Source organism: Streptomyces sp. NPDC001153 (genome assembly GCF_053598315.1).
Window position 1 is genome coordinate 22,003 of the sequence record NZ_JBSFJZ010000063.1, and the last position, 24,078, is coordinate 46,080.

Consider the following 24,078-nt stretch of genomic DNA (forward strand, 5'->3'; position numbering starts at 1 on the left):
ATGTCAGTGCCGGTCCGTACGCTCGCGGTGATGCCCACGACACGTGCAACCACCGAGGACCGTTCCGCCGTTCGTACCCTGCTGCGGCTGTGGCCGTACGTCCGCCCCGTGCGGGCGCGGCTGTTCACGGCCGCGTTCGTCGCGATCGCCGCCTCCTGCACCGGGCTGGTGATCCCGCTCGTCCTGAAGTGGATCGTGGACGGGCCGGTCGCCGACCGGGACCCGGCCGGAGTGTGGCTCGGCGCGCTGTATCTGCTCCTGCTCGGGATCGCCGAGGCGGTCCTGTTCGGCATACGGCGCTGGCTGGTGGCCCGCCCGCTGCCGCACGTCGAGGCGGAGATGCGGGCCGGTCTCTACGGCCGTCTGCAGCGGCTGCCCGTCGCCTTCCACGACCGCTGGGCCTCCGGCCAACTGCTGTCGCGGGGCACGACCGATCTGATGCTGCTGCGTCAGTTCCTCGCCTTCCCACTGACGTTCCTGCTGGTCAACGGGGTGACGATCCTGGTCGGCGTGGTGATCATGCTGATGCAGGACTGGGTGCTGGGGCTGGTCATCCTCGGTCCGGCGATCCCCGTGATGTGGACCTGCGCGGTCTTCGAGCGGCGGTACGCCGAGGTGGCGCGGCGCGCGCAGGACCAGGTCGGCGACCTGACGACGGTGGTCGAGGAGAGCGTGCTCGGCATCCGCATCATCAAGGGCTTCGGCCGGCACCGCAGCCAGGCGCGGGCGTTCCGCGAGCTGTCGGTCACCCTGCGCGGCACGGAACTGCGCAAGGCGCGGCTGCTCGCCACGATCTGGGGTGTCATCGTGACGCTGCCCGAACTGGCGATCGGGGCGGCGCTGGTGCTGGGCGCGGTCCGCGTGGCCGACGGGGGGCTCTCGGCCGGCACGCTGGTCGCCTTTCTGAGCACGGCGCTGGCGCTGCGGTGGCCCGTGGACTCGATCGGGTTCCTGCTGGCGATGAGCCAGGAGGCGGCGACGGCGACGGAGCGGTACTTCGAGGTGATGGACGAGGTGCCGGAGGACGACGCGGCGGCACCCCGCGAGCCCGGGGACACGCGACCGGCCGACGCCGGACTCCGCTTCGAGAACGTCCGGTTCCGCTACCCCGACGCACCCCCCGGCTCCCCGCCCCTCCTCACCCGCATCGACCTCCACATCCGCCCCGGCGAGTCCATGGCTCTCGTCGGAGCCACCGGCAGCGGAAAGTCCACCCTCACCGCGCTGGTACCCCGCCTGCACGAGCTCACCTCCGGCCGGATCACCCTCGACGGCGTCGACATCGCCGCGATGCCCCGCGAGGAGCTGCGCGCCAAGGTGGCCGTCGCCTTCGAGGAACCCACGCTGTTCTCCACGAGCGTCGGCGAGAACGTCCTGATGGGCGCCCCCGACGGCGCCGGACGACCGGACCTCGACCGAGCGCTCGCGGTCGCGCAGGCCGACTTCGCGCACGCCCTCCCCCAGGGCACCGACACCCGCGTCGGCGAGCAGGGCCTCAGCCTCTCCGGCGGCCAGCGGCAGCGCCTCGCGCTGGCCCGCGCGGTGGTCGGCAGACCGGAGTTCCTGGTGCTGGACGACCCGCTGTCCGCCCTGGACGTGCACACGGAGGCCGCCGTGGAGGCCGCGCTGCGGCAGGTCCTCGCCGACACCACCGCGCTGATCGTGGCGCACCGCCCGTCGACGGTGCTGCTCGCCGACCGGGTCGCCCTGCTCTCGGGCGGCCGGATCGCCGCCGTCGGCACCCATCAGGAACTGCTGCGCACCAACGCCGAGTACGCGCGTCTGATGTCCGGAGATGCCGAGGACACGGAGGACTCCCGTTGACCACCACGACCGCCTCCACTCCCACCGCCGAGGACGACGAACTCCCCGGCCCGCAAGGTCAGGGCACCGGCAGCGACTCGGGTGACGTCTTCGACCGGGACGTCCTGCCCGCCCCGCCCGGCGCCACGGCCGCCCTGCTGCGCTCCCTGCTCGCGCCCCTGAAGGCCCGGGCCGCGACGACCACGCTCCTGCTGCTGCTTCAGCAGGCGGCGGTGCAGGTGGGCCCGCTGCTGGTGGCGTACGCCATCGACAGCGCCGTACCGGCGTTCCGGGACCACCGGCACGGCCCGCTGATCGCGGTCGGCGTCGGCTATCTGCTGTGCGCCCTCGCCTCCGGCGTGCTGCAGTTCGCGTTCATCGAGACCTCCGCCCGGGTCAGCCAGGACGTGCTGCTGGATCTGCGGGGCCGGATCTTCCGGCACGCGCAGGCGCTGAGCATCGACTTCCACGAGCGGTACACGTCCGGACGGCTGATCTCCCGCTCCACCACCGACGTGGAGTCGCTGCGCGAACTGCTCAATGACGGCCTCCAGGAGCTGGTGACCGTCGTGCTGTCCTTCGTCTACATCTCGGCGATGCTGCTGTGGCTGGACCTCTCCATGGGCGCGGTCGCGGTGGCCTCGTTCCTGCCGCTGTACCTGCTGGTCCGGCTCTACCAGCGGCGGGCGGGACGGGTGTACCGGGCGCGGTCGACGGCGATCGCGGCGGTGATCGTGAAGTTCGTGGAGACGATGAACGGCATCCGCCCGGTGCGCGCCTTCCGCCGGGAGGCGGCCAACGACGCCGAGTTCGCCGTGCTCAACAGGCGGCACGAGCGGACGAACGGGGACGCGCTGCTGGAGATGGCCCGCTATGTGGTCGGCTCCCGGCTGGTGGCCAACACGGCCGTCGCGGGGATCGTGCTGTGGGGCGCCTACCGGGTGGCGTCCGGCTCGCTGGCGCTGGGTGTGCTGGCGGCGGCGGTGCTGTATCTGCGCCGGCTGTACGACCCGATCGACCGGCTGGGGATGTTCCTGAACTCCTACCAGTCGGCCGCCGCCTCCCTGGACAAGGTCGCCGGGCTGCTCGCCCAGACCCCGTCCGTGCCGGAGCCGGCCGTTCCTCGTGAACTCCCGCCGCTGAAGGGCGACTTCCCCGGCCGTGAGGTCGTCTTCGAGGATGTCCGGTTCGGCTACCGCACCGGCGGTGAGGTGCTGCCCCGCTTCGGTCTGACTCTGCCGGCCGGGCAGACGGTCGCCGTGGTCGGCACCACGGGCGCCGGCAAGTCCACGCTCGCCAAGCTCCTCGCCCGCTTCTACGACCCCTCCGACGGCCGCGTGCTGCTGGACGGCGTGGATCTGCGCGAGCTGCCCGTGCCGGAACTGCGGCGCGGTGTCGTCATGGTGACCCAGGAGGCGTTCCTGTTCTCCGGCACGGTCGCCGACAACATCGCCATCGGCCGGCCCGGGGCCACCCGGGAGGAGATCGAGCGGGCGGCGAAGGCGATCGGCGCGCACGAGTTCATCAGCGCCCTGCCCGACGGCTACGACACCGACGTCCGCAAGCGCGGCGGGCGCATCTCGGCCGGGCAACGCCAACTGGTGGCCTTCGCCCGGGCGTTGCTCGCCGATCCGGCGGTGCTGATCCTGGACGAGGCGACCAGTTCGCTGGACATCCCGGGCGAGCGGGCCGTGCAGCGGGCGATGTCGACGGTGCTGCGGGGCCGTACGGCGGTGGTGATCGCGCACCGGCTGTCGACGGTGGAGATCGCGGACCGGGTGCTGGTGATGGAGCACGGCCGGATCGTCGAGGACGGCAGCCCGGAGGAACTGATCGGCGGCACGGGCCGGTTCGCGGATCTGCACCGGGCGTGGCGGGACAGCCTGGCGTAGGTGTGTCATTGTGTCGTTCAGCGTGCGTTCACTCGGGCTATGATGCGTGGTTGACGAGCGATCACGCCGACGCCGGTGCGCGTCCAGGCCCTCTTGGTCGGACGCGGCGTCAAGCCCCCGTCAAGGCCTTGCCTCGCACTGTTCTCGTTTGGATAAACGTTCAATCAAGAGAGCCCTCGGTCGGGCAAAGGGGTCTACTCGCATAGATGATCCCGGTGCTGTCATGCTCACGACCGCCCGGAATCCCTGCCGGGCACAGCACCGGGAGACCCCCACATGTCCCGAATATCGCGCCCCCTGGTGACCGCCCTCTCCTCGCTCGCCCTCGCCGCCGCGGGCCTCACCGTCACCACCGGTACGGCCCACGCCGCCAGTTGCAGCCAGGACTACCTCCCCCTGCCCGACTCGGCCTGCACGCCCGGGGCCCTCAACCCCGACGTCACCCAGGACACCATCGACTCGACCATCTGTGTCTCCGGCTGGACCGGGACCGTACGGCCGCCCAGCTCCTACACCACCGCGCTGAAGAAGCAGCAGATCGTCGAGTACGGCTACTCCGACACCAACCTCTCGGACTACGAGGAGGACCACTTCGTCCCGCTCGAACTCGGCGGCGCCCCGAGGAGCCCGGAGAACCTCTGGCCCGAGCCGCACTACGGCACCGAGACGTCCGCGAACAAGGACACCGTCGAGAACAAGCTGAAGAAGGCCGTCTGCGCCGGTGAGGTCAGCCTCACCGACGCACAGAACGCGATCATGACCGACTGGACGACCGCCCTGTCCAGCCTCGGCCTGGGCTGAGCGCTCGGCTCCCCGCCGGGCTGGGGGTGCCGGATCATGGCACCCCCAGCTCGAACAGGACGTACCCCGCGTACGACCCGGAGGCGAGCGCCGCGATGCCGAGCAGGGTGCACTGCACGGGCAGGCTCAGCCGGCGCATCGCGACCGCGAGCGGCAGGAACAGCGGGAAGCAGGGCAGCAGATAGCGGGAGACGTTCGCGAAGATCTGCTGGCTGCCGAGGACCAGGGCGAGGGTGAGGACGGTGTGCACGACCAGTACCGCCGGCGGGCGCAGCCTCAGGAGCAGGGGGAGCAGAGCGCACGCGAGCAGGACCACACCGACGCCGATGACGTCCGCGAAGGGGTAGGCGAACAGATAGTCGCCGAAGCGGCCCACCGGTACGGACGTCAGCACGTCCAGGGTCTGCCTGCCGTAGTCGAACTCGTGCGCCCAGGCCCCCGACTGCAGCTCGAAGTAGCCGCCCAGGTCGCCCATGCGGTCGCCGACCCAGAGCAGATAGCCGATCAGCCCGAGCGGGGCCAGGGCCGCCGCGAGCAGCGGGCGGTGGCTGTCGTCCTCGCGGCGGCGCAGCGCGAGCAGCGCGGCGACGCCGACCCCGGCGATCAGCGCGGCGGCCGTGGGCCGGTTGAGGCCGGCCGCGAAGGCGAGGACTCCGGCGGTCAGCCACCGGCGGGTCATGACGGTGTAGCAGGTCCAGGCGGCCAGGGCCACGTAGAGGGAGTCGGAGTAGACCGCCCACTCCACGCCCGAGCCCGGCCACACCGCCCACAGCCCGGCCGCCGCGAGTCCGGCCCGCCGCCCGCCGAACCGCTCCGCGATCAGGCAGACGCCGAGCGCGGCGGCGAAGGAGGCGAGGACCGACACCAGCAGGCCGGCGCCGTACGGGCCGAGGCCGGTGACGGCCATGACCATCCGCATCAGGGCCGGGTACAGCGGGAAGAACGCCGCCGAGTTGCCCTCCAGTGTGATCAGTCCGGTGGCGCCCGGGACATGGACGAGCCTCGGGTCGTAACCGTGCAGGGCGATCTGCTGGTACCACCACCCGTCCCAGGTCGCCAGCACGTCCCAGGCGTGCGCTCCGCCGCCGAACCGGGGGTCCTTGGTGCGATAGTCCCCGGCCGAGGACAGCAGGTACAGGAAGGACACGAAGCCCGTCAGCTTCAGCGCGCCGAACAGCGCGAGCACGGGCCCGTGCCGGCGGGCGGCGGCCCGCAGCCGGGAACCGGAGACGGCCTGCGCGGCCAGGGCCGGCATACGGGGCAGGGTCACGGTCACGGGGCGACCGGGCCGGTACGGCGACGGCGGCGGGCCGGCGTCCGCAGCATCCGGACGATCCCGCGCAGGTCGGCCAGCGCGGTGGCGACGATGTCGACACTGCTGTCGGGGTCGTCGACCCAGTCCACCGGGACCTCGTGGATCCTCAGGCCCGCCCGCTCGGCCAGCACCAGCAGTTCGGTGTCGAAGAACCACTCCCCGTCCCGCACCTGCGGCAGCAGCCGTTCGGCGACCTCGCGGCGCACCGCCTTGAAACCGCACTGCGCGTCGGAGAAGCCGACGGCGAGGGTGCAGCGCAGCAGGACGTTGTAACAGCGGGAGATGACCTCGCGCCTGGCGCCGCGCACCACCCGTGCGCCGGGCGCGAGCCGGGTGCCGATGGCCAGGTCGGAATGGCCGGATATCAGCGGCGCGACCAGCGGCAGCAGCGCGGCCAGTTCCGTGGACAGGTCCACGTCGAGGTACGCCAGCACGGGCGCCCGCGATTCGGTCCAGGCCGCCCGGAGCGCCCGGCCGCGGCCCTTCTCCGGCAGCCGCAGCGAGACCACCCCGGGCAGTTCCCCGGCCAGTAGGGCGGCGATGCGCGGGGTGCCGTCGGTGCTCGCGTTGTCGGCGATGGTGATCCGGAACGGATAGGGGAAGGTCTCCCGCAGATGCGTGTGCAGCCGCCGGACGTTCGGCTCCAGGTCCTTCTCCTCGTTGAACACCGGTACGACCAGGTCCAGGACGGGTTCGCCCGCCTGTGGCGACAGGGGTGCGCGGTCGGGCGCCGGTGCCATGGCCGGGACTCGGCCCGGTCGGAGTTTCATCACGTTGTTCCCCGTTTGTCCCTGGTGGAAGGGCATGCCGAAGGCACGCGGATGGAGTGGTGGATGCGGGTCAGCGGGTCGGGCTGATCGCCGATGAGGGGTTGTCCGACGACTCGGCCGGTGCGCTCACCGTCGCGGAGGCCGGGGGAGCGGTGGTGCTCCCCGAGGTGGCCGTGGCGGGCGGCCGCTGTGTGGGGGTGGCCGTGGCCGAACTCCCGGTCGCGCCGGGCGGGTTGGCGGTCGACGTGGTCGAGCCCGGGGTGGCGGAGTCCGTCGCGGTCGAGGACGGCGGGCCGCTCGGCGCGTAGGTGGTGCTCGGCGACTGCGACGGGCCCGGCGAGGTGCTCGGGACGGGCGTCGGACTGGTCGCGGGCCGGGGGTGCGGGGCGCTGGGCCGGCCGTCGGTGTGGCCGTGCGGCCACAGCAGCAGACCGAGGCCGAGTCCGGCGACCGCCAGCACGGAACCGGCCGCCCGGCGCGCTGCGCGCACCCGGCGCCGCACCCGTACGCCCGCGTGCAGCGCCTCCTGGTGCCGGGGCTCGTAGCGCACCGGTTCCTGCGTGCTGTGCATGAGCCGCGTCAGCTGCCGCTCGAAGTGATCCATGTGCTCGGTGTCGTCCACGTGCTTCACGGGTCCCCCCTCACCCCACCGGCTCGATGACGTCGGCCAGCAGCCCGCGCAGCCGGGCCACCCCGCGCGCGGCATGGGACCGGGCGGTGCCGACCGGGCAGCCCAGGATCTGCGCGACCTGCCGGTCGGGCAGGTCCTGGTAGTAGCGCAGCACGACCGCGGCCCGCTGCTGCGCGCTCAGTTCGGCGAGCGCCGCCTCCAGCCGGGAGCGCTCGGCCACGGTCGCCGACACATCGCCGGCCGCCGCCACCTCGGGCAGCACCTCCACGGGCCGCTCGCCCCACCAGCGCCGGCGGGCCGAACGGGCCGCGGCCCGCGCCAGCACCTTGCGGACATACGCCTCCGGTGCCTCGTCGGCGATCTTCGGCCAGACGAACCACAGCTTGACCAAGGACTCCTGCAACAGGTCCTCGGCCCGGTGCCGGTCCCCTCCGGTGAGCAGACGGGCCAGATGGAACAACACCGACCAGCGGGCCGCCACGAACGCGTCGTACTCACCGGCCCGAGCCTGCTCCATCCTCACGGTCCCCGTTCTCGCCGGCTGTCTTCACCAGGAGTAAGGCCCTGGGGGCCCGGGAACGCTGCACCGGCCGGGCGTGATCCGCGTCACGCACAGCCGTCACACAGGGGCGACCCGCAGGAGGAGTACGGAGCGCCCCGGCACCGTGATCTCCGCGCCCGCCGGGTGGACCGTGCCGGGGGGCTCGGCCTGGTCCTCCCGGGAGGTGTCCACGATCACCTCGTACCGGTCCGCCCACGGCTGACCCGGCAGCACGAAGACCGCCGGATCCTCGCCCGCGTGCAGGACCGCGAGGAAGCTGTCGTCCGCGACCGGTGCGCCCCGCTCGTCACGGCCCGGGATGTCCCGGCCGGAGAGGTACATGCCGAGCGTGGCCGCGGGGGCGTACCAGTCGCCCTCGGTCATCTCCGTGCCCCGCGCGGTGAACCACGCCAGGTCCCGCAGCCCGTCGGCCGAGTGGGCGCGGCCGGAGAAGAAGGCGCGGCGGCGCAGCACCGGATGCCGGTGGCGCAGGGCGATCAGCCGGGAGGCCAGGTCGAACAGGGGCCGCCAGGCCGGGTCGTCCAGCAGGGACCAGTCCAGCCAGCTGATCTCGTTGTCCTGGCAGTAGGCGTTGTTGTTGCCGCGCTGGGTGCGGCCCAGTTCGTCGCCGGCCACCAGCATGGGCACGCCGGTGGACAGCAGGAGCGTGGTCAGCAGGTTGCGCAGCTGACGGCGGCGCAGGGCCCGTATCCGCTCGTCCTGCGTCTCGCCCTCCACCCCGCAGTTCCAGGAGCGGTTGTCGTCGGTGCCGTCGCGGTTGTCCTCGCCGTTGGCCTCGTTGTGCTTGCACTCGTACGACACCAGGTCGCGCAGGGTGAACCCGTCGTGCGCGGTCACGAAGTTGACCGAGGCGTACGGGCGGCGGCCGCCCCAGGCGTACAGATCGCTGGAGCCGGACAGGCGGTAGCCCATCTCGCGGACGTCCGGCAGGGCGTGCCGCCAGAAGTCGCGGACGGTGTTGCGGTAGCGGTCGTTCCACTCGGTCCACAACGGAGGGAAGGCGCCCACCTGGTAGCCGCCGGAGCCGATGTCCCACGGTTCGGCGATGAGCTTCACCCGGCGCAGTACGGGGTCCTGGGCGATGACCGCCAGGAACGGGGAGAGCATGTCGACGTCGTGCATCGAGCGGGCCAGCGCCGCCGCGAGGTCGAAGCGGAAGCCGTCCACGCCCATCTCCGTCACCCAGTAGCGCAGCGAGTCGGTGATCAGACGCAGCACCTGGGGCTGGACGACATGCAGGGTGTTGCCGCAGCCGGTGTAGTCGGCGTACCGGCGGGCGTCGTCCTGGAGGCGGTAGTAGCCGCGGTTGTCGATGCCCTTCAGGGACAGCGTCGGGCCCAGCTCGCCCGCCTCCGCGGTGTGGTTGTAGACCACGTCGAGGATGACCTCGATGCCGGCCGCGTGCAGCGCGCGCACCATCCGCTTGAACTCGCCGACCTGCTGGCCCGTCGTACCGGAGGCCGCGTAGGCGGCGTGCGGGGCGAAGTAGCCGATGGAGTTGTAGCCCCAGTAGTTGCCAAGGCCCCGGCGCAGCAGGTGGTCCTCGTGCGCGAACTGGTGGACGGGGAGCAGCTCGACGGCCGTGACGCCCAGCTTCACCAGGTGCTCGATCGCCGCCGGGTGCGCGAGGCCCGCGTAGGTGCCGCGCAGCTTCTCCGGGACGCCGGGGTGCAGCTTGGTGAAGCCGCGTACGTGCAGCTCGTAGATGACGGAGTCGGCCCACGGCGTCTTCGGCCGGTGGTCGTCCTCCCAGTCGTCGTCATCGTCGACGACGACCCCCTTCGGGACGTAGGGCGCCGAGTCCCGGTCGTCGCGCACGGTGTCGGCGACACGCTGCTCGGGCCAGTCCCGGACATGCCCGTACACCTCCGGCGGCAGGCTGAACTCACCGTCCACCGCCCGCGCGTACGGGTCCAGCAGCAGCTTGGCCGGGTTCCAGCGGGCGCCGGTCCACGGGTCCCAGCGGCCGTCCACCCGGTAGCCGTACCGCTGCCCCGGCATCACGCCCGGCACGAAACCGTGCCAGATCTCGTGCGTCAGCTCGGTCAGCCGGACCTGGGTCTCCCGGCCCCCCTCGTCGAACAGACACACCCGGACCGCCTCCGCCCCGCCCGCCCACAGCGCGAAGTTGGTGCCCGCGACCCCGTCCGGGCCGACCCGGAACCGGGCCCCCAGCGGCGTCGGGGCGCCCGGCCACACCACGGGAGCCGGCACCGCGGCGCGCCGGGCGCCGTTCACCACGGCCGGCTGCTGCCCGGTCCCGGCGTCCGGCTCCCCGGCCGGTGCCCGCTGCTCGGCTGCCCTCGTCACCTGTCGGCCCCTCTTTCAGTGGCTCGCCCCGGGGCGGCGCAACCGGCCGTGCCGAGGAGCCGAGGCTGCCCCGCAGCACCCTCGGCCGCCCGGTACGGCTGCGCCCCACCGCCGGGGGCGCCCTCCGGATCGCGCTGTGCGTCCCTTTCCGTCGAACCGATCCAGGAAGGCGCCCTTCGGCACGGGCGCTGCGGCTCCCCAGCGTGTCGTCCTTCCCTCTGTTCTGCCCAGTGCGTGCGTCGCACTCACGTTTCCCCGGAGCGGGCCCGGTCGTTGAGCCGCGCGTGAGGCACGTACAAGGACGCGCGCGGCGCGCGGGGGTCGCCCTGGCCGCCGTACTGACATGGGCGGCACTGCTGGGAGGATGCTCCTCCGGGGGCTTCGGACCGCTCGGGCTGGACGGAGCGCCCGGCAGACCCCCGGCACCCGAGGACGTCATCCACGTCACCCCCGACGACGGCGGAAAGGCCGTCCGCCCCGACCGGCGGCTGCGGGTCCGGGTGCCCGACGGGCGCCTTCAGCGGGTGACCGTCGTCAAGTCACAGGACGCGCAGGACTCCCCGGTACCCGGGCACATCAGCGCCGACGGCCGGACCTGGCGGCCGGACGAGGACCGGCTGGCGCTCGCCGCCCGGTACACCGTCGACGTCGTGGCGCTCGACGCGGACGGCCGCCGCTCGGCCCGGCACACCACCTTCTCCACACTCGTCCCCGACCAGCGGTTCATCGGTTACGTCACCCCGGAGAACCGCGCCGTCGTCGGCACCGGCATGATCGTCTCGCTCGACTTCAGCCGGGAGATCACCGACCGCGCCGCCGTCGAACGCGCCGTCCGGGTCAGCGCGCGGCCGCCGGTCGAGATCCGCCCGCACTGGTTCGGCCGCAGCCGTCTCGACTTCCGTCCCGAGCAGTACTGGAAGCCCGGCACGGAGGTCACCGTCGACCTCAACCTGCGGGACGTCCAAGGGGCGCCCGGTGTCTACGGGTTGCAGGACAAGACCTTCGCCTTCACCGTCGGCCGCAGCCAGGTCTCCCTGGTCGACGCCGCCAGGCACATCATGCAGGTGCGCCGGGACGGCCGGCTGCTCGCCACCGTGCCGATCACCGCGGGCGCCCCGCAGAACCCCACCTACAACGGCAAGATGGTGGTGATGGACATGCAGGACGTCACCCGCATGAACAGCCGCACGGTCGGCTTCGGCGGCGAGTACGACATCCCCGACGTCCCGCACGCCATGAAGCTCACCGACTCCGGCACCTTCGTGCACGGCAACTACTGGTCGCCGAACGCCCCGGGGCGCGCCAACGTCAGCCACGGCTGTGTCGGCCTCAGGGACGTCAGGGGCGGCAGCTCGGCCACCCCGGCCGGCTGGTTCTTCGACCGCAGTCTCGTCGGTGACGTCATCGAGGTCGTGGGCAGCCTGGAGAAGACCGTCGCTCCGGACAACGGCCTCGGCGGGTGGAACATGACCTGGCAGGAGTGGAAAGCGGGCAGCGCGGTGAAATAACCAGGTGAGGGGCGCGGGTTCGGGCGGGGATGCGGGCGCAAGTTGCGACGGAACGGTGACATTCGCCTGACACCCCGCTCAAAACCAGACGGTTAATATGCGCGCACCAGTGTGGTGGGGAGCGGGTCTGACCAGGCCCGGCGAGGGGAGACCAACTTGAACGTGCGGCCAATATCGGGGGCGTCGGCGGCGGGGCGGCGAGGCCGTATGGGGCCGGCGCTCATATCCGGCGCGCTGGTGCTCTCCCTCGCGGCCTGCGGCGGGGGCGGCGGCAAGGGCGCCGGCGACGGCAAGGGCAAGGAGACCCAGCAGGGCAGGCAGCAGTCCACCGCCGCCGTCACCATAGCGCCGAAGTCCGGTGCCACCGGCGTCGACACCAGCGGGGCGCTGAAGGTGAACGTCTCCCAGGGCAAGCTGACCGAGGTCACCGTCAAGGACGCCAAGGGCCGGGCGGTCGCCGGCACCCTCACCGGCGGGGGCGCGTCCTGGACGCCGTCGACCCATCTGGCCGCGTCCACCAAGTACACGGTGCACGCGGTCGCCAAGGACTCCGAGGGCCGCGAGGCCGCCGAGGACTCCACGTTCACCACCCTGACCCCGAAGAACACCTTCCTCGGCTACTTCACCCCCGAGGACGGCTCCACCGTCGGCGTCGGGATGCCGTTCTCCGTCAACTTCACCCGGGGCATCACGCACCCGCAGGCCGTGGAGAAGGCCATCAGGATCAGGACCGAGCCGGCCGTGGACGTCGAGGGCCACTGGTTCGGCAACGACCGCCTGGACTTCCGCCCCGAGCAGTACTGGAAGGAAGGCACCAAGGTCACCGTCGACCTCGACCTCGACGGGGTCGCGGGCCGCGACGGCGTCTATGGCAAGCAGCACAAGACCATCAAGTTCACCATCGGCCGCAACCAGGTCTCCGTCGTGGACGCCAAGAACCACACGATGAAGGTCACCCAGGACGGCAAGGTCATCAAGACCCTCCCGGTCACCACCGGCAAGCCCGGCTATGACACCTGGAACGGCCAGATGGTCATCAGCGAGAAGCTCGCCGTCACCCGGATGAACGGCGAGACGGTCGGCTACGGCGGCGAGTACGACATCAAGGACGTCCCGCACGCCATGCGCCTGACCACCTCCGGCACCTTCCTGCACGGCAACTACTGGGGCGGCGACGCCTTCGGCAACTACAACGCCAGCCACGGCTGCGTCGGCCTGAGCGACGTGCGCGGCGGCTACGACGGCTCCACCCCGGCGGCCTGGATGTTCAACCACTCGATCGTCGGCGACGTGGTGATCGTGAAGAACGCCCACGACCGGACGGTGGACCCCGCGAACGGGTTCAACGGCTGGAACATGTCGTGGGCGGACTGGACGAAGTGAGCCACGTCTGACATACGGGCCCGGTGCTGTGAGGTACGGCACCGGGTCCGTTGCCGTTAGTGCCCGTTAACCTGCCTCCATGACCGTGAATCTCGAAGTCGCCGAAGGTGTCGGAACCCTGCGCCTCGACCGCCCGCCGATGAACGCGCTGGACGTCGCCACGCAGGACCGGCTGAAGGAGCTCGCCGAGGAGGCCACGCGCCGCGACGACGTGCGCGCCGTGGTGATCTACGGCGGCGAGCGGGTGTTCGCGGCGGGCGCGGACATCAAGGAGATGCAGAACATGGACCACACCGCGATGGTCCTGCGCGCCCGCGCCCTGCAGGACTCCTTCACGGCCGTCGCCCGCATCCCCAAGCCCGTCGTCGCCGCCATCACCGGCTACGCCCTCGGCGGCGGCTGCGAACTGGCCCTGTGCGCCGACTACCGCATCGCCGCCGAGAACGCCAAGCTCGGCCAGCCCGAGATCCTGCTCGGCCTGATCCCGGGCGCCGGCGGCACCCAGCGGCTGCCCCGGCTGGTCGGACCGTCCAAGGCCAAGGACCTCATCTTCACGGGCCGCCAGGTCAAGGCCGACGAGGCCCTCGCGATCGGCCTGGTGGACCGGGTCGTCCCGGCCGCCGAGGTGTACGAGCAGGCGCACGCCTGGGCCGCGAGGCTCGCCCAGGGTCCGTCGATCGCCCTGCGCGCGGCGAAGGAGTCCGTCGACACCGGCCTGGAGACCGACATCGACACCGGCCTCGCCGTCGAACGGAACTGGTTCGCGGGCCTGTTCGCCACCGAGGACCGCGAGATCGGCATGCGCAGCTTCGTGGAGGAGGGTCCGGGCAAGGCCAAGTTCCGCTGAACGTCAGCGGTGTGAACTTCCCGGTAACTCCCGCGGCACCTCTTGCAATTGACGTTCCGTCTCTTCCGGGTCCCTCGATGGGGCGGTTTATGGGAGCCTTAAGGCAGCCTTAAGCCTGCTCGGTCGAGGGAGCCGGACGATTGCCCGAAAGTGAGCCGTCTTCGCAGCTCAACCGGGCCCTACCGGTCAGTGACATGCCGTCGGCATATGCCGGTCGCTCGGCGGGGAGCGGGGGCGTACAGGGGGCGTATTCCTCGGGAACGGCCCCCAAGACGGCTCCGGGCCGCCATCATGGGGGCATGGCGGGGCTGGAGGGCATCGAACAGCCGCGGGGACACAGCCGTGCGGCCGCGGCACGCTGGTCGCCCGCGGTAGAGGACGAACAGGCGCTCAAGGCGCTCGAACTGTACGGTGACCCGGCAGCGACAGAGGTGCCGCTGCCGTCCCGCCCGGAGTCCGCGGCCGCCGCACGCCGGCTCGCCCAGGTCGTCGTCCTGCGCACCTGGCGGCTCACCCCCAAGCTGACCGAGGACACCGTCTTACTCGTGTCCGAACTCGTCGGCAACGCCGTACGGCACACCGGCGCCCGGGTCTTCGGCCTGCGGATGCGCCGCCGCCCCGGCTGGATCCGGGTGGAGGTCCGCGACCCCTCGCGCGGCCTGCCCTGCCTGATGCCGGTTCAGGAGATGGACGTCAGCGGCCGCGGGCTGTTCCTCGTGGACAAGCTCTCCGACCGCTGGGGCGTCGACCTCCTGCCGCGCGGCAAGACGACCTGGTTCGAGATGCGGGTGGCCGACCGGTAGCGGGGGCACGGCATCCCTCTTACGGCGACCCGAAATCGTCCCACTTTCGGGCCAATCGGCGCTTTTCTTGCCCATCGCCCCTTAAATGGTACGGGTGACCACCACCAACCGACGCGGGGTGCTGCGCGCGGGCGCCGGAATCGTCGCCGGCGGCGCGCTCGCCGCCGGTTGCGGCACCGGCCGGGACACCCCGCCCAACGCCCAGGACTCCGCGCCCCCTTCCGCGCCCCCGACCGGCACCTCCCCGGCCCACCACGCGGCCGGCGGCAAGACGGCCCCCGTTCCCCGGGCCTACCCCGGCCTGCCCGCCCAGATCACCCACGGCCCGCGCACCCGCGCCCAGGTCGCTCTCACCTTCCACGGCCAGGGCGACCCCGCCATCGCCCACTCCCTGCTGGGTACGGCCGAGCAGCACGGCGCCCGGCTCACCGTGCTCGCCGTCGGCACCTGGCTGGACGAACACCCGGACGTCGCTCGCCGGATCCTCGACGGCGGCCACGACCTCGGCAACCACACCCAGCACCACATCGCCGTCAACGCCCTCGCCGAGGCGGACGCCCGCAAGGAGATCACCGACTGCGCGGACCGGCTGAAGCGGCTCACCGGTTCCATCGGCACCTGGTTCCGCCCCTCCCGCTCGCCGACCGCCTCCCCGCTGGTCGCCCGGCTGGCCCGCGCCGCCGGCTACCCGCACGTGCTGTCGTACGACGTCGACTCGCTCGACTACACCCGCCCCGGCGCCGCCGCCGTCACCCGCAAGGTTCTCGCCGATGTGCGCGGCGGGTCGGTGGTGAGCCTGCACTTCGGGTACCCGGACACGGTGGCCGCCCTGCCCGATCTCCTCCACGAACTCGACCGGCGCGGACTGCGCGCGGTCACCACCACGGAGTTGCTGAGCTGATGCGAACCAACAAAGCCGCCCGCCTGCTGGCCACCGGTGCCGCCCTCACCGCCCTGACGCTGCTGTCCGCGTGCAGTCCGGGTTCTCAGCACCACGCGAACGAGACCTTGGCCAGCAAGGCCCCGGCCCAGCCGGGGAACGGCAAGCGGCAGATGAACGTGCTGCCCGGGATGCCGCCGGTCGAGAACCCGAAGGACCTCTACTCCGCCGACCGCCCGAACCGGCTCTCCCCGGTCGTCAGGGACTTCCCGTCCCGGGTGTACGTCCCCAACACCAACTCCGACACCGTCACCGTCATCGACCCGGAGACCTACAAGGTCATCGACACGATCCCGGTCGGCCACCAGCCCCAGCACGTCGTGCCGTCCTGGGACCTGAAGACCCTCTGGGTCAACAACGACCTCGGCAACAGCCTCACCCCCATCGACCCGAAGACCGGCAAGGCCGGCAAGCCGGTCGCCGTGCACGACCCGTACAACCTGTACTTCACGCCCGACGGCAGGTACGCCGTCGTCATGGCCTCCAGGGACCGCCAGCTGGTCTTCCGCGACGCGCACACCATGAAGGTCGTCAAGACCGTGCCGGTCAGCTGCTACGGCGTCAACCACGCCGACTTCTCCCCGGACGGACGCTACTTCATCGTCTCCTGCGAGTTCAGCGGCGAGATCCTCAAGGTCGACACCGCGAAGATGACGGTCGTGCGCCAGGAGCGGCTGCCGTACGAGGGCGCGATGCCGCAGGACGTCAAGATCTCCCCGGACGGCAAGCTGTTCTACATCGCCGACATGGTCGCGAACGGCCTGTGGATCCTCGACGGCGACAAGTTCACCAAGCCCCGCTTCCTCTACACCGGCAAGGGCGCCCACGGCCTCTACATCAGCCGTGACTCGCGCGTGATGTACATCTCCAACCGGGGCGAGGGCACCATCTCCCTGTTCGACTTCACCAAGAACCGGCTCACCGTGAAGTGGCACCTGCCCGGCGGCGGCAGCCCCGACATGGGCGGCGTCTCCGCCGACGGCACGGTGCTGTGGCTGTCCGGCCGCTACAACGGCGTGGTGTACGCCATCGACACACGGACCGGCAACGAACTGGCCCGCATCAAGGTCGGCAGCGGCCCGCACGGCCTCGCCGTCTACCCGCAGCCCGGCCGCTACTCGCTCGGACACACCGGCATCTTCCGCTGAACCCGCCGTTTGAGTCTCCACCCGCTGGAAGGCCCAGACTCGCCGACATGACCGAAGACGGCACCGGACTTCTCACCATCGGCGAGCTGGCACGGGCCACCGGGCTGAGCGTACGCACCATCCGCTACTGGTCGGACGAGGGCGTCCTCACCCCGGTGACCCGGTCCACGGGCGGCTACCGGCTCTACGACGGCGCCGCCGTGGGCCGCCTGGAGCTGATCCGCACCCTGCGCGAGCTGGGGCTCGGCCTGGACGACGTACGCCAGGTGCTGGGCGGGGAGCGGACGGTCGCCGAGGTCGCGGCCACGCACGTCGCGGCTCTGGACGCGCAGATCCGGTCGCTGAGGGTGACCCGTGCGGTGCTGTCGACGGTCGCCCGACGAGGCTCGACCGCCGAGGAGATGACCCTGATGAACAAACTGGCACGGCTGTCCGCCGCGGAGCGGCAGCGGATCGTGGACGACTTCGTGGAGGAGATCTTCCACGGGCTGGACACGGCCGATCCCTGGATCCGGGAGCGGACCCGGACCCTCGGCGTGGCGCTGCCGGACGACCCCACACCGGAGCAGGTCGACGCCTGGGTGGAGCTGGCGGAACTGCTGCAGAGCCCGGACTTCCAGGCCGCGATGCGCCGCATGATCGAGTACAACGCCGCCGACCGTACCCCGGACACCCCGGCGGGCGCCTCGGCGATGTTCTTCAAGCGGCTCGTCGAGCTGGTCGGTGCCGCCCAGGACCGCGGGGTGACCCCGCAGTCACCCGAGGCGGACACCGTCCTGACCGAACTGCTCGGCGCGGACACCGACCGCGCGGCCGTGCTCCGCCGTATCGACCTTGGCAACGAGGTCGTCCGCTACCGGGAGTTGGCCGCCGTGATCAAGGGCGAGCAGGAGCCCCCGAGGTTCCAGGAGGAGTTCGGCTGGGTGGTCGCGGCGCTGAAGGCCTGGCCGGGCCGTTAATCTGACCAGCGTCAGTACGCCAGCACGGCATGAGAAAAACGACCAAAAGGGGCGGATCGGTGGCGGACATCGAGGAAGCACGCAAGCAGTTCCAGCGGATCGACGCGGACGGTGACGGATTCATCACCGCCGCCGAGTTCAAGAGCGCCCTGGCTCAGGGAGGCGACTGGAACGTCACGGAGACTGTCGCCGAGGCCATCATCAAGCAGCGGGACCTGAACGGGGACAAGGTCCTGTCGTTCGACGAGTTCTGGGCCTACCTGAACAAGTGACGTGCTGACAAGGGGCCCTCACCGCGGTGAGGGCCCCTTCGTCATGCCCGCCGGATCCGCACGCGGCACGGCGTGGGTAGTACCGGCCGGCAGCTCCTTCAGGTGATGGGTGATGTTCGCGCCCGTCCTGAGGGGAGGCGCTGACCTACGCGACACCCCTTCGATACCGGCCCGGGGCCACCCCGTACTCCCGCTTGAAGGCCTTGGCGAAGGCGAACTCCGAGACGTAGCCGACGCGTTGGGCGATCTCCCGCAGCGAGAGGTCGTCGTGGCGCAGCAGCCGGCCCGCCGTCGTCATCCGCCACCAGGTCAGATACGTCAGCGGCGGCTCGCCCACCAGCGTCGTGAACCGGCGTGCGAACGCAGCCCGGGACAGCCCGCCGGAGGCGCCCAGTTCCGCCACCGTCCAGGCGCGCCCGGGCTCGCCGTGGATCGCGCGCAGCGCGGCCGCGACCGCCGGGTCGGCCAGCGCCGCCGCCCAGCCCCGCGCCCGCCCCGCCGCCGACTCGCTCTCCCACCAGGCCCGCAGGATGTACAGCAGCAGGGTGTCGAGCAGCGAGGTGACGATCGCGTCCGTGCCCGGCCGCTGCTCCTCCAGCTCCATCCCGAGCAGTTCCACCGCCGCCCGCAGCGAGCGGTGGCCGCCCACGGTGGCGGGCAGATGCACGATCTCCGGCAGCTCGGCCAGCAGCCGGTGCGCCCGGTCCCGGTCCAGCCGGTAGGTCCCGCACAGGGTGATGGTGTCCGGGCAGCCCTCCCTCGGCTCCTCGGGCGGCGCCCCGCTCCAGGTGCCGTCGGGCAGCAGCCGTACCTCCTGCGTGGGCACGCCGGGCGCGCTGACCAGGGAGTGCCCGGCTCCGTGCGCGAGGAAGACGACGTCCCCCGGCGCCAGTGCCAGCGGCTCCCCGTCCTGCGGGATCAGCCAGGCCGAGCCGCGCAGCACCACATGGAACCCGGCCTCGTCGGAGTCCGCCCACCACATCCCCCAGGGCGCGTACTTGTACCGGCGCGCGGAGTGCGGGCGCCCGGTGCGCATGGCCGCGACGACGTCGCTGAGCACGTCCATGCGGTCACCGTAGCCGAGGAGCGGGCAGGGAGAGACGTACGGACATGGAACCGAGACAGGAGGACATGGAACGTCTTCGCTTCCGTACCTAGCCTCGACGTCATGACAACTTCCGCACGCACAGTGCTCTTTCACGAAATCGGCGGCCCCGACGTCCTCACGGTCGAGGAGGTCGAGCTGCTCGCGCCCGGTACCGGAGAGGTGCTGGTGAAGGTGGAGGCGGTGGGTCTCAACCGGGCCGAGGCGATGTTCCGGTCCGGCACGTACTACTACCAGCCGACCCTGCCCGGCTCCCGCATCGGCTACGAGGCGGCCGGCGAGGTCGAGGCCGTCGGCGAGGGCGTGACGGAGTTCGCACCGGGCGACAAGGTCCTCGCCGCCGCCAACTTCGAGCTCAGCGCACACGGCGTCCACGCCGAACGGGTCGTCCTGCCGGTCGGCGGCCTCGTCCCGCGCCCCGCCGGAGTCGACGCGGTCACCGGCGCCGCCGTCTGGCTGACCTACACCACGGCCTACGGCGCCCTGATCGAGCGGGCCGGACTGGTACCCGGGCAGCGGGTGCTGATCACCGGCGCCTCCAGCGGGGTCGGCACGGCCGCGATCCAGGTGGTGCGGCGGGCCGGAGCCGTCCCGATCGTCACCACGCGCACCGAGGCCAAGCGGGAGCGGCTGCTGGAGCTGGGCGCCGAGCACGTGATCGTCAGCGACAGCGAGGACGTGGTGAAGGAGGCCCGAAGGCTCACCGGCGGACGGGGCGTGGACATCGTCCTGGACGCGATCGGCGGGCCGGCCTTCGCCGAGCTGGGCGGGGCGGTCGTCACCGACGGCACCCTGGTCGGCTACGGCTGGCTCGACGACCGGCAGCCCATCCTGCTGCCCCGCCAGTGGCCGCTGACCGTCCACGGCTACGCCGACATCGCGCTCACCGGCACGCCGGAGGGCCGCCACCGCGGCGCCCACTACCTGGGCTCCGGCCTCACGGACGGCACGCTGCGCCCGGTGATCGCCGAGGTGTACGACGGCCTGGACCGCATCCGGGACGCGCACCGCCTGATGGAGTCCAACACGCACACGGGCAAGATCGTCGTACGCCTTTGAGCCGGTTCACCCTGGCGTCGCGGACCCGGAATAGGAGCCGTGGCGGAGGAGTTGTCGCAGACATCCGAGTATGCACATGCATTCAACCCCGAAAGGCCTGTCATGAAGATCGGCATCATCGGCGCGGGCAACATCGGCGGCAACCTCACCCGAAGGCTCACCGCCCTCGGCCACGACGTCTCCGTGGCCAACTCCCGTGGCCCCGAGACCCTGAAGGAACTGGCCGAGGAGACCGGGGCGCGGGCCGCCCGGGCCGAGGAGGCGGCCGAGGGCGCCCAGGTCGTGGTCGTCACCGTCCCGCTGAAGGCGGTCCCGGGCCTCCCCTCGGGCCTGCTGGACGGCGCCGCCGAGGGCGTGGCGGTGATCGACACCGGCAACTACTACCCGCAGCGCGACGGCCGGATCGCGGCCATCGAGGACGAGGGCCTGACCGAGAGCCGCTGGACCGGGCAACACCTCGGCCACCCGGTGATCAAGGCCTTCAACGGAACCTACGCCCAGGACATCCTGGACCGCCCCCTCCCGGCGGGCGACCCCGAGCGCCTCGCCCTCCCCGTCGCCGGCGACGACGAGGCGGCCAAGGCGAAGGTCCGCGCCCTGATCGACGAACTCGGCTTCGACACGGTCGACGCGGGCGGCATCGACGACTCCTGGCGCCAGCAGCCCGGCACCCCCGTCTACGGCCTGCGGGCCGGCACCGAGGCCGTCAGCAAGGCCCTCGCGGAGGCATCCCCGGAACGCCCGGCGGACTTCCGGGGCTGACGCCAACCGCCTTCCGCTCCTCGCGCATCAGGACCACGCGTGCTGTGTTACGCCCCGTCGGCCCAGGCCTTGAGCGCTGCCTTGCTCGCGAAGGCGGCCACGTCCTTGTCATGGGGCTCGCTGGTGTACTGGTGGAAGAGCCACTTCGCCTTGATGCGGGGCTTGCCCGCGGTGACGTAGTCGGCGATCCAGAGGCCGTCGCCCGCGTAGGAGGTCGTGTCGATGGTCAACCAGAAGTCCCTGTTCGCGTAGAGCACGACCCGGTGGTGCGGCCTCAGCTGCTTCACCTTCCTGAGGAAGGTGTCCTTCTCCGCGTTGCTCGCGTGGGTGCCGTCGCCGGTGGTTTCCCAGTCGACGGCGAGGATGTCGCCCGCCCTCGACGGGGCGGCTGTCACGAAGTGCTCGGCCTGGGCGGTGAGGTTGCCCGGCCACAGGAAGTGGTAGAAGCCCACGACCAGGCCGGCGTCACGCGCGGTCTTCGCCTGGGCGGTGGCGTGGGGGTTGACGTAGGAGTGGCCCTCCGTCGCCTTGATGAAGGCGAAGGAGAGGCCGCTCGTGTCGTACGAGGACGACTGGTACGCGCTGATGTCGATGCCGCGGAGCATGTGGGGACTCCTCGAGGTGCCGGTGGGGGAAAGGAGTTGCTGGTTGAGTGATGCCCCACGATGGCACGCCCGATCCGCCACGGGCGGGGGAACGTCAGCTCCGGGTGACCACCGAACTGAGTACCGACGCCGGCTTGGCCGACCAGTCGGAGGTGATGATGCTCGCGTGGTCCTTGGCCAGCAGGGCCAGCCGGGCGGCGACCTCGGCGTCCGTCGGGTTGGTCGAGGAGATGGCCGGAGAGACGCTGGAGGCGTCCGTCATGATCGAGATGTAGTGGTTCGCGGAGTAGAACGACGTGTCGTAGCCGTTGTCGACGTACGTCGCCGCGTCACCGTCGAAGAACACGAACCAGGGGCGGATCGAGGTGTCGGAGGTCCAGCGGGTCGCCCGCGGGTCGCCGTTCGCCGCGCCCAGCACCGCCGGGAAGGCCTCGGCGCGTGAGATGTTCCCGGCCTCGTACAGGTCGCGCAGATGGTCGCCGTACTCCTGGTCCGTCCAGTAGTGGTCGAAGGGGTTGTTCATCTCCACGGTGCCGGGGATCACCTCGAAGATGAACTTGCCCTTGAGGGAGTCGCGGGACGGCCAGGCGTTGGCCTTGGCGGCCGCGTCCAGCGTGCCGTAGGTACCGCCCAGCAGGTCGGCCGGCTTGTAGACGCTGCTGCCGAGCTTCTGGTCGACGAGGGTGTCGAACGCGTCGGGGCCGAGCCCGATGGTGTTGTTGAAGCCGACCTTCATCTCGATCTTGAAGACGATCGGCGGGTGGTCGGGGTGGAGCTGGTTCCAGGCCGCGATGTTGTCCAGGCAGCCGCCGAAGTCCTGGTTGCGGCTCTTGCTGTACAGCTCGCCCGGGGTCTTCGCGTCCTCGCAGTTGTTGTCGTCGCCCCACGGGTTGCTGTGGCTCACCCGCCAGCGCCTGCTCAGGCTGTCCGCGTAGATGTCGATCTCGAGCAGCGAGGCGCCCGAGTCCAACGCCTGGGCGAAGTACGTGTACTTGGACTTGTCGTACGCGTTGTGCGTCCCGATCGCCGTCGTCTCGGAGAACTTCGGCGCCGCCGCGTGGGCGTCGCCCGGCCCCACCATCAGCAGAGCGGCGGCTCCCGCGAGTGCCGCCAGTCGTCTTCCCGCTCCCATTGTCCAACTCCCTTTCGCTGTCGCCGAGTTGGCGGCAGCGTAGGAGTAAGCGGTTACTGCACGGTAGCCCCTGGAGAAACATCGGCCACTTTCCGGCGGTCGCGCGGGTCGCCACTGGTGGCGGCTAGATTGCTAGCATGCTAGCCTCGGAGGCGTGGGTGATGAGGAAGTCAAGCAGTTCAACGTGTACCTGCCGATCGGGCTGATCAAGCAGGTCAAGTACCGCGCCATCGAGTCGGGCATGTCGTTGTCGGCCCTGGTCGCAGACGCGCTGCGCGCCTACCTCGACGACGCCCAGGAGCGGGAACAGCAGTCGACCGAGAAGGAGAGCTGACATGGCGACCGAAGGCATCGAGGCCGTGTTCCTGGAGACCCACAACTGGGGAAGGGCGGCGAAGTTCTTCCAGGCGCTGGGCTACGACCTGGAGTTCGCGACCGACCACAACTCCGGCCAGTTCCGCAACGGCGACGGGCCGTACGTGTTCATCGCCGAGGTTCCCGAGGACCGGGAGCCGCAGACGCAGATCGTGCTGAAGGTGCCGGACGCGGACGCGTTCCGCGCCGATCCCGCCGTCGAGGTCGTCACGCCGTTCGAGGACACCCACTTCGGGACCCGGATGATGACGGTCCGCGACCCCGACGGACGGCTGTGGAGCCTGCAGGCCCCCGCGGCGAAGTGACGGGTACGGGAGGCACCTCCATGACCGACAACGCCATGCCCCGCGAGGCTGTGGCCGACGACGCCATGGCCGGCGAGCGGGCCGGGACGCCGGACAACACCGCGGTGCGCTGCGCCCTGTGGCGGGCGATGCACGTCCAGGTCGATCCGCCGCCCCATGTCCTCGAGGACGAGATCGGCCTGCGGATCGCGGACCCCGGTGACGGCTGGCGCGACCGCCCGGACATGGACCAGGAGGCCACCCGCGGATTCCGCGCCGCCATGGTGGCCCGCGCCCGCTTCGTCGAGGACCTGGTCGCCGAGCAGGCCGAACGCGGTGTCGACCAGTACGTCATCCTGGGCGCCGGCCTGGACACCTTCGCCCAGCGCGCCCCGAGGACCGCCTCCCGGCTGCGGGTCTTCGAGGTCGACCAGCCGGGCCCGCAGGCCTTCAAACGCCGCCGCCTGGCCGAACTGGGCCTCGACGTCCCGGACCGGCTGCGCCTGGTGCCGGTGGACTTCGAGGCGGACGGCGCGTCCTGGCTGGAGCGGCTCGTCGAGGCCGGATTCGATCCCCGCCGCCCGGCGGTCGTCGCCTCCTCCGGTGTCACCATGTACCTCACCAGGGAGGCCACCGCGGCCACCCTGCGCCGGGTCGCCGGGCTGGCACCCGGCTCGGCCCTCGCCATGACCTTCCTGCTGCCGGAGGACCTCGTGGCCGAGGCCGACCGCCCGGGCCTGCGCGCCGGCCCCCGGCGAGCAGGACGAGCGTCGGCGCACCGTCGGCCGGTCCGCCTACCGGCACGAGGCGGG

At 71.5% G+C, this 24,078-nt stretch carries 23 protein-coding genes and 1 pseudogene; 16 read left to right on the forward strand and 8 right to left on the reverse strand.

Annotated elements, in window-relative coordinates; all coding sequences use genetic code 11:
- The first annotated feature begins 30 nt into the window (after window positions 1–30).
- From ACWDEN_RS42870 to ACWDEN_RS42880, 3 genes are all read left to right on the forward strand, one after another.
- Window positions 31–1,824 (forward strand): ABC transporter ATP-binding protein, encoded by a 1,794-nt coding sequence (locus tag ACWDEN_RS42870; RefSeq protein WP_450863387.1) that lies wholly within the window; start codon window positions 31–33, stop codon window positions 1,822–1,824.
- Window positions 1,821–3,695 (forward strand): ABC transporter ATP-binding protein, encoded by a 1,875-nt coding sequence (locus ACWDEN_RS42875; protein ID WP_450863389.1) that lies wholly within the window; start codon window positions 1,821–1,823, stop codon window positions 3,693–3,695. The genes ACWDEN_RS42870 and ACWDEN_RS42875 overlap by 4 nt, the downstream gene beginning before the upstream one ends.
- A gap of 276 nt (window positions 3,696–3,971) precedes the next feature.
- Window positions 3,972–4,496, forward strand: coding sequence for a hypothetical protein (locus ACWDEN_RS42880; RefSeq protein WP_351614722.1), 525 nt, complete (start codon window positions 3,972–3,974; stop codon window positions 4,494–4,496).
- A gap of 34 nt (window positions 4,497–4,530) precedes the next feature.
- On the opposite strand, the gene ACWDEN_RS42885 is transcribed toward ACWDEN_RS42880, so the two are convergent.
- From ACWDEN_RS42885 to glgX, 5 genes and pseudogenes are all read right to left on the reverse strand, one after another.
- On the reverse strand, window positions 4,531–5,751 hold the full coding sequence (locus ACWDEN_RS42885) for a hypothetical protein (protein ID WP_450863411.1): 1,221 nt from the start codon (window positions 5,749–5,751) through the stop codon (window positions 4,531–4,533).
- A gap of 50 nt (window positions 5,752–5,801) precedes the next feature.
- A pseudogene (locus tag ACWDEN_RS42890) lies at window positions 5,802–6,551 on the reverse strand (dolichyl-phosphate beta-glucosyltransferase); the annotation flags it as partial.
- A 100-nt stretch (window positions 6,552–6,651) separates the two neighbouring features.
- On the reverse strand, window positions 6,652–7,212 hold the full coding sequence (locus ACWDEN_RS42895) for a RodZ family helix-turn-helix domain-containing protein (RefSeq protein WP_351614724.1): 561 nt from the start codon (window positions 7,210–7,212) through the stop codon (window positions 6,652–6,654).
- A 10-nt stretch (window positions 7,213–7,222) separates the two neighbouring features.
- Window positions 7,223–7,729 carry a SigE family RNA polymerase sigma factor gene (locus ACWDEN_RS42900; RefSeq protein WP_450863392.1) on the reverse strand — a complete coding sequence of 169 codons (507 nt, stop codon included), beginning with the start codon at window positions 7,727–7,729 and terminating at the stop codon, window positions 7,223–7,225.
- A 102-nt stretch (window positions 7,730–7,831) separates the two neighbouring features.
- Window positions 7,832–10,084 (reverse strand): glycogen debranching protein GlgX, encoded by a 2,253-nt coding sequence (glgX, locus tag ACWDEN_RS42905; protein ID WP_351614730.1) that lies wholly within the window; start codon window positions 10,082–10,084, stop codon window positions 7,832–7,834.
- Window positions 10,085–10,368: 284 nt separating this feature from the next.
- Between glgX and ACWDEN_RS42910 the strand changes: the two genes are divergently transcribed.
- From ACWDEN_RS42910 to ACWDEN_RS42945, 8 genes are all read left to right on the forward strand, one after another.
- Window positions 10,369–11,592, forward strand: a complete 1,224-nt coding sequence (locus tag ACWDEN_RS42910) for a L,D-transpeptidase (protein ID WP_351614732.1) — start codon at window positions 10,369–10,371, stop codon at window positions 11,590–11,592.
- 156 nt (window positions 11,593–11,748) lie between these two features.
- Window positions 11,749–12,975: a L,D-transpeptidase gene (locus ACWDEN_RS42915; RefSeq protein ID WP_450863394.1), complete on the forward strand. Its 1,227-nt coding sequence runs from the start codon at window positions 11,749–11,751 to the stop codon at window positions 12,973–12,975.
- Window positions 12,976–13,054: 79 nt separating this feature from the next.
- Window positions 13,055–13,822, forward strand: a complete 768-nt coding sequence (locus ACWDEN_RS42920; RefSeq protein WP_351614737.1) for an enoyl-CoA hydratase/isomerase family protein — start codon at window positions 13,055–13,057, stop codon at window positions 13,820–13,822.
- Between the two features lie 299 nt (window positions 13,823–14,121).
- On the forward strand, window positions 14,122–14,625 hold the full coding sequence (locus ACWDEN_RS42925) for an ATP-binding protein (protein ID WP_351614740.1): 504 nt from the start codon (window positions 14,122–14,124) through the stop codon (window positions 14,623–14,625).
- A gap of 85 nt (window positions 14,626–14,710) precedes the next feature.
- Complete coding sequence (locus ACWDEN_RS42930) at window positions 14,711–15,526, forward strand: polysaccharide deacetylase family protein (protein WP_450863398.1); 816 nt, start codon at window positions 14,711–14,713, stop codon at window positions 15,524–15,526.
- Window positions 15,526–16,713 (forward strand): YVTN family beta-propeller repeat protein, encoded by a 1,188-nt coding sequence (locus ACWDEN_RS42935; RefSeq protein ID WP_450863400.1) that lies wholly within the window; start codon window positions 15,526–15,528, stop codon window positions 16,711–16,713. The genes ACWDEN_RS42930 and ACWDEN_RS42935 overlap by 1 nt, the downstream gene beginning before the upstream one ends.
- A gap of 47 nt (window positions 16,714–16,760) precedes the next feature.
- Window positions 16,761–17,672 (forward strand): helix-turn-helix domain-containing protein, encoded by a 912-nt coding sequence (locus tag ACWDEN_RS42940; RefSeq protein ID WP_450863402.1) that lies wholly within the window; start codon window positions 16,761–16,763, stop codon window positions 17,670–17,672.
- 59 nt (window positions 17,673–17,731) lie between these two features.
- Window positions 17,732–17,944: an EF-hand domain-containing protein gene (locus ACWDEN_RS42945; RefSeq protein WP_330337704.1), complete on the forward strand. Its 213-nt coding sequence runs from the start codon at window positions 17,732–17,734 to the stop codon at window positions 17,942–17,944.
- Window positions 17,945–18,089: 145 nt separating this feature from the next.
- Here ACWDEN_RS42945 and ACWDEN_RS42950 read toward each other — a convergent pair whose 3' ends face one another.
- Window positions 18,090–19,010, reverse strand: a complete 921-nt coding sequence (locus ACWDEN_RS42950) for an AraC family transcriptional regulator (protein ID WP_450863403.1) — start codon at window positions 19,008–19,010, stop codon at window positions 18,090–18,092.
- A 102-nt stretch (window positions 19,011–19,112) separates the two neighbouring features.
- Here ACWDEN_RS42950 and ACWDEN_RS42955 point away from each other — a divergent pair, with 102 nt between their 5' ends.
- Together ACWDEN_RS42955 and ACWDEN_RS42960 are read left to right on the forward strand one after the other, a co-directional pair.
- On the forward strand, window positions 19,113–20,108 hold the full coding sequence (locus ACWDEN_RS42955) for a zinc-dependent alcohol dehydrogenase family protein (RefSeq protein ID WP_450863405.1): 996 nt from the start codon (window positions 19,113–19,115) through the stop codon (window positions 20,106–20,108).
- 102 nt (window positions 20,109–20,210) lie between these two features.
- Entirely contained in the window at window positions 20,211–20,870 is a 660-nt protein-coding gene (locus ACWDEN_RS42960; protein ID WP_351614758.1) for an NADPH-dependent F420 reductase, read from the forward strand.
- A 47-nt stretch (window positions 20,871–20,917) separates the two neighbouring features.
- Here the strand turns inward: ACWDEN_RS42960 and ACWDEN_RS42965 are convergent, their stop codons facing one another.
- Window positions 20,918–21,475, reverse strand: a complete 558-nt coding sequence (locus ACWDEN_RS42965; RefSeq protein ID WP_450863407.1) for a glycoside hydrolase family 25 protein — start codon at window positions 21,473–21,475, stop codon at window positions 20,918–20,920.
- Window positions 21,476–21,569: 94 nt separating this feature from the next.
- Window positions 21,570–22,607, reverse strand: a complete 1,038-nt coding sequence (locus ACWDEN_RS42970; protein ID WP_450863409.1) for a phosphatidylinositol-specific phospholipase C domain-containing protein — start codon at window positions 22,605–22,607, stop codon at window positions 21,570–21,572.
- A 154-nt stretch (window positions 22,608–22,761) separates the two neighbouring features.
- Between ACWDEN_RS42970 and ACWDEN_RS42975 the strand changes: the two genes are divergently transcribed.
- The 3 genes from ACWDEN_RS42975 to ACWDEN_RS42985 all read left to right on the forward strand — a co-directional run.
- Window positions 22,762–22,941 (forward strand): ribbon-helix-helix domain-containing protein, encoded by a 180-nt coding sequence (locus ACWDEN_RS42975; protein ID WP_351614767.1) that lies wholly within the window; start codon window positions 22,762–22,764, stop codon window positions 22,939–22,941.
- Window position 22,942: 1 nt separating this feature from the next.
- The gene (locus ACWDEN_RS42980; RefSeq protein ID WP_351614770.1) at window positions 22,943–23,287 is read left to right on the forward strand and encodes a VOC family protein; all 345 of its coding nucleotides are present in this window, start codon (window positions 22,943–22,945) and stop codon (window positions 23,285–23,287) included.
- Window positions 23,288–23,352: 65 nt separating this feature from the next.
- On the forward strand, window positions 23,353–24,078 hold a 726-nt coding region (locus ACWDEN_RS42985), incomplete at its 3' end, for a class I SAM-dependent methyltransferase (protein ID WP_450863412.1).

What these genes read in the sequence shown, in the direction of transcription:
- ACWDEN_RS42870 (WP_450863387.1), top strand. Translation starts at nt 31, where the DNA reads ATGCCCACGACACGTGCAACCACCGAGGACCGTTCCGCCGTTCGTACC.
- ACWDEN_RS42935 (WP_450863400.1), top strand. Translation starts at nt 15,526, where the DNA reads ATGCGAACCAACAAAGCCGCCCGCCTGCTGGCCACCGGTGCCGCCCTC.
- ACWDEN_RS42970 (WP_450863409.1), bottom strand. Translation starts at nt 22,607, where the DNA reads ATGGGAGCGGGAAGACGACTGGCGGCACTCGCGGGAGCCGCCGCTCTG.
- ACWDEN_RS42960 (WP_351614758.1), top strand. Translation starts at nt 20,211, where the DNA reads ATGAAGATCGGCATCATCGGCGCGGGCAACATCGGCGGCAACCTCACC.
- ACWDEN_RS42955 (WP_450863405.1), top strand. Translation starts at nt 19,113, where the DNA reads ATGACAACTTCCGCACGCACAGTGCTCTTTCACGAAATCGGCGGCCCC.
- ACWDEN_RS42920 (WP_351614737.1), top strand. Translation starts at nt 13,055, where the DNA reads ATGACCGTGAATCTCGAAGTCGCCGAAGGTGTCGGAACCCTGCGCCTC.
- ACWDEN_RS42925 (WP_351614740.1), top strand. Translation starts at nt 14,122, where the DNA reads ATGGCGGGGCTGGAGGGCATCGAACAGCCGCGGGGACACAGCCGTGCG.
- ACWDEN_RS42885 (WP_450863411.1), bottom strand. Translation starts at nt 5,751, where the DNA reads ATGCCGGCCCTGGCCGCGCAGGCCGTCTCCGGTTCCCGGCTGCGGGCC.
- ACWDEN_RS42880 (WP_351614722.1), top strand. Translation starts at nt 3,972, where the DNA reads ATGTCCCGAATATCGCGCCCCCTGGTGACCGCCCTCTCCTCGCTCGCC.
- ACWDEN_RS42900 (WP_450863392.1), bottom strand. Translation starts at nt 7,729, where the DNA reads ATGGAGCAGGCTCGGGCCGGTGAGTACGACGCGTTCGTGGCGGCCCGC.
- ACWDEN_RS42930 (WP_450863398.1), top strand. Translation starts at nt 14,711, where the DNA reads ATGGTACGGGTGACCACCACCAACCGACGCGGGGTGCTGCGCGCGGGC.
- ACWDEN_RS42940 (WP_450863402.1), top strand. Translation starts at nt 16,761, where the DNA reads ATGACCGAAGACGGCACCGGACTTCTCACCATCGGCGAGCTGGCACGG.
- ACWDEN_RS42950 (WP_450863403.1), bottom strand. Translation starts at nt 19,010, where the DNA reads ATGGACGTGCTCAGCGACGTCGTCGCGGCCATGCGCACCGGGCGCCCG.
- ACWDEN_RS42965 (WP_450863407.1), bottom strand. Translation starts at nt 21,475, where the DNA reads ATGCTCCGCGGCATCGACATCAGCGCGTACCAGTCGTCCTCGTACGAC.
- ACWDEN_RS42980 (WP_351614770.1), top strand. Translation starts at nt 22,943, where the DNA reads ATGGCGACCGAAGGCATCGAGGCCGTGTTCCTGGAGACCCACAACTGG.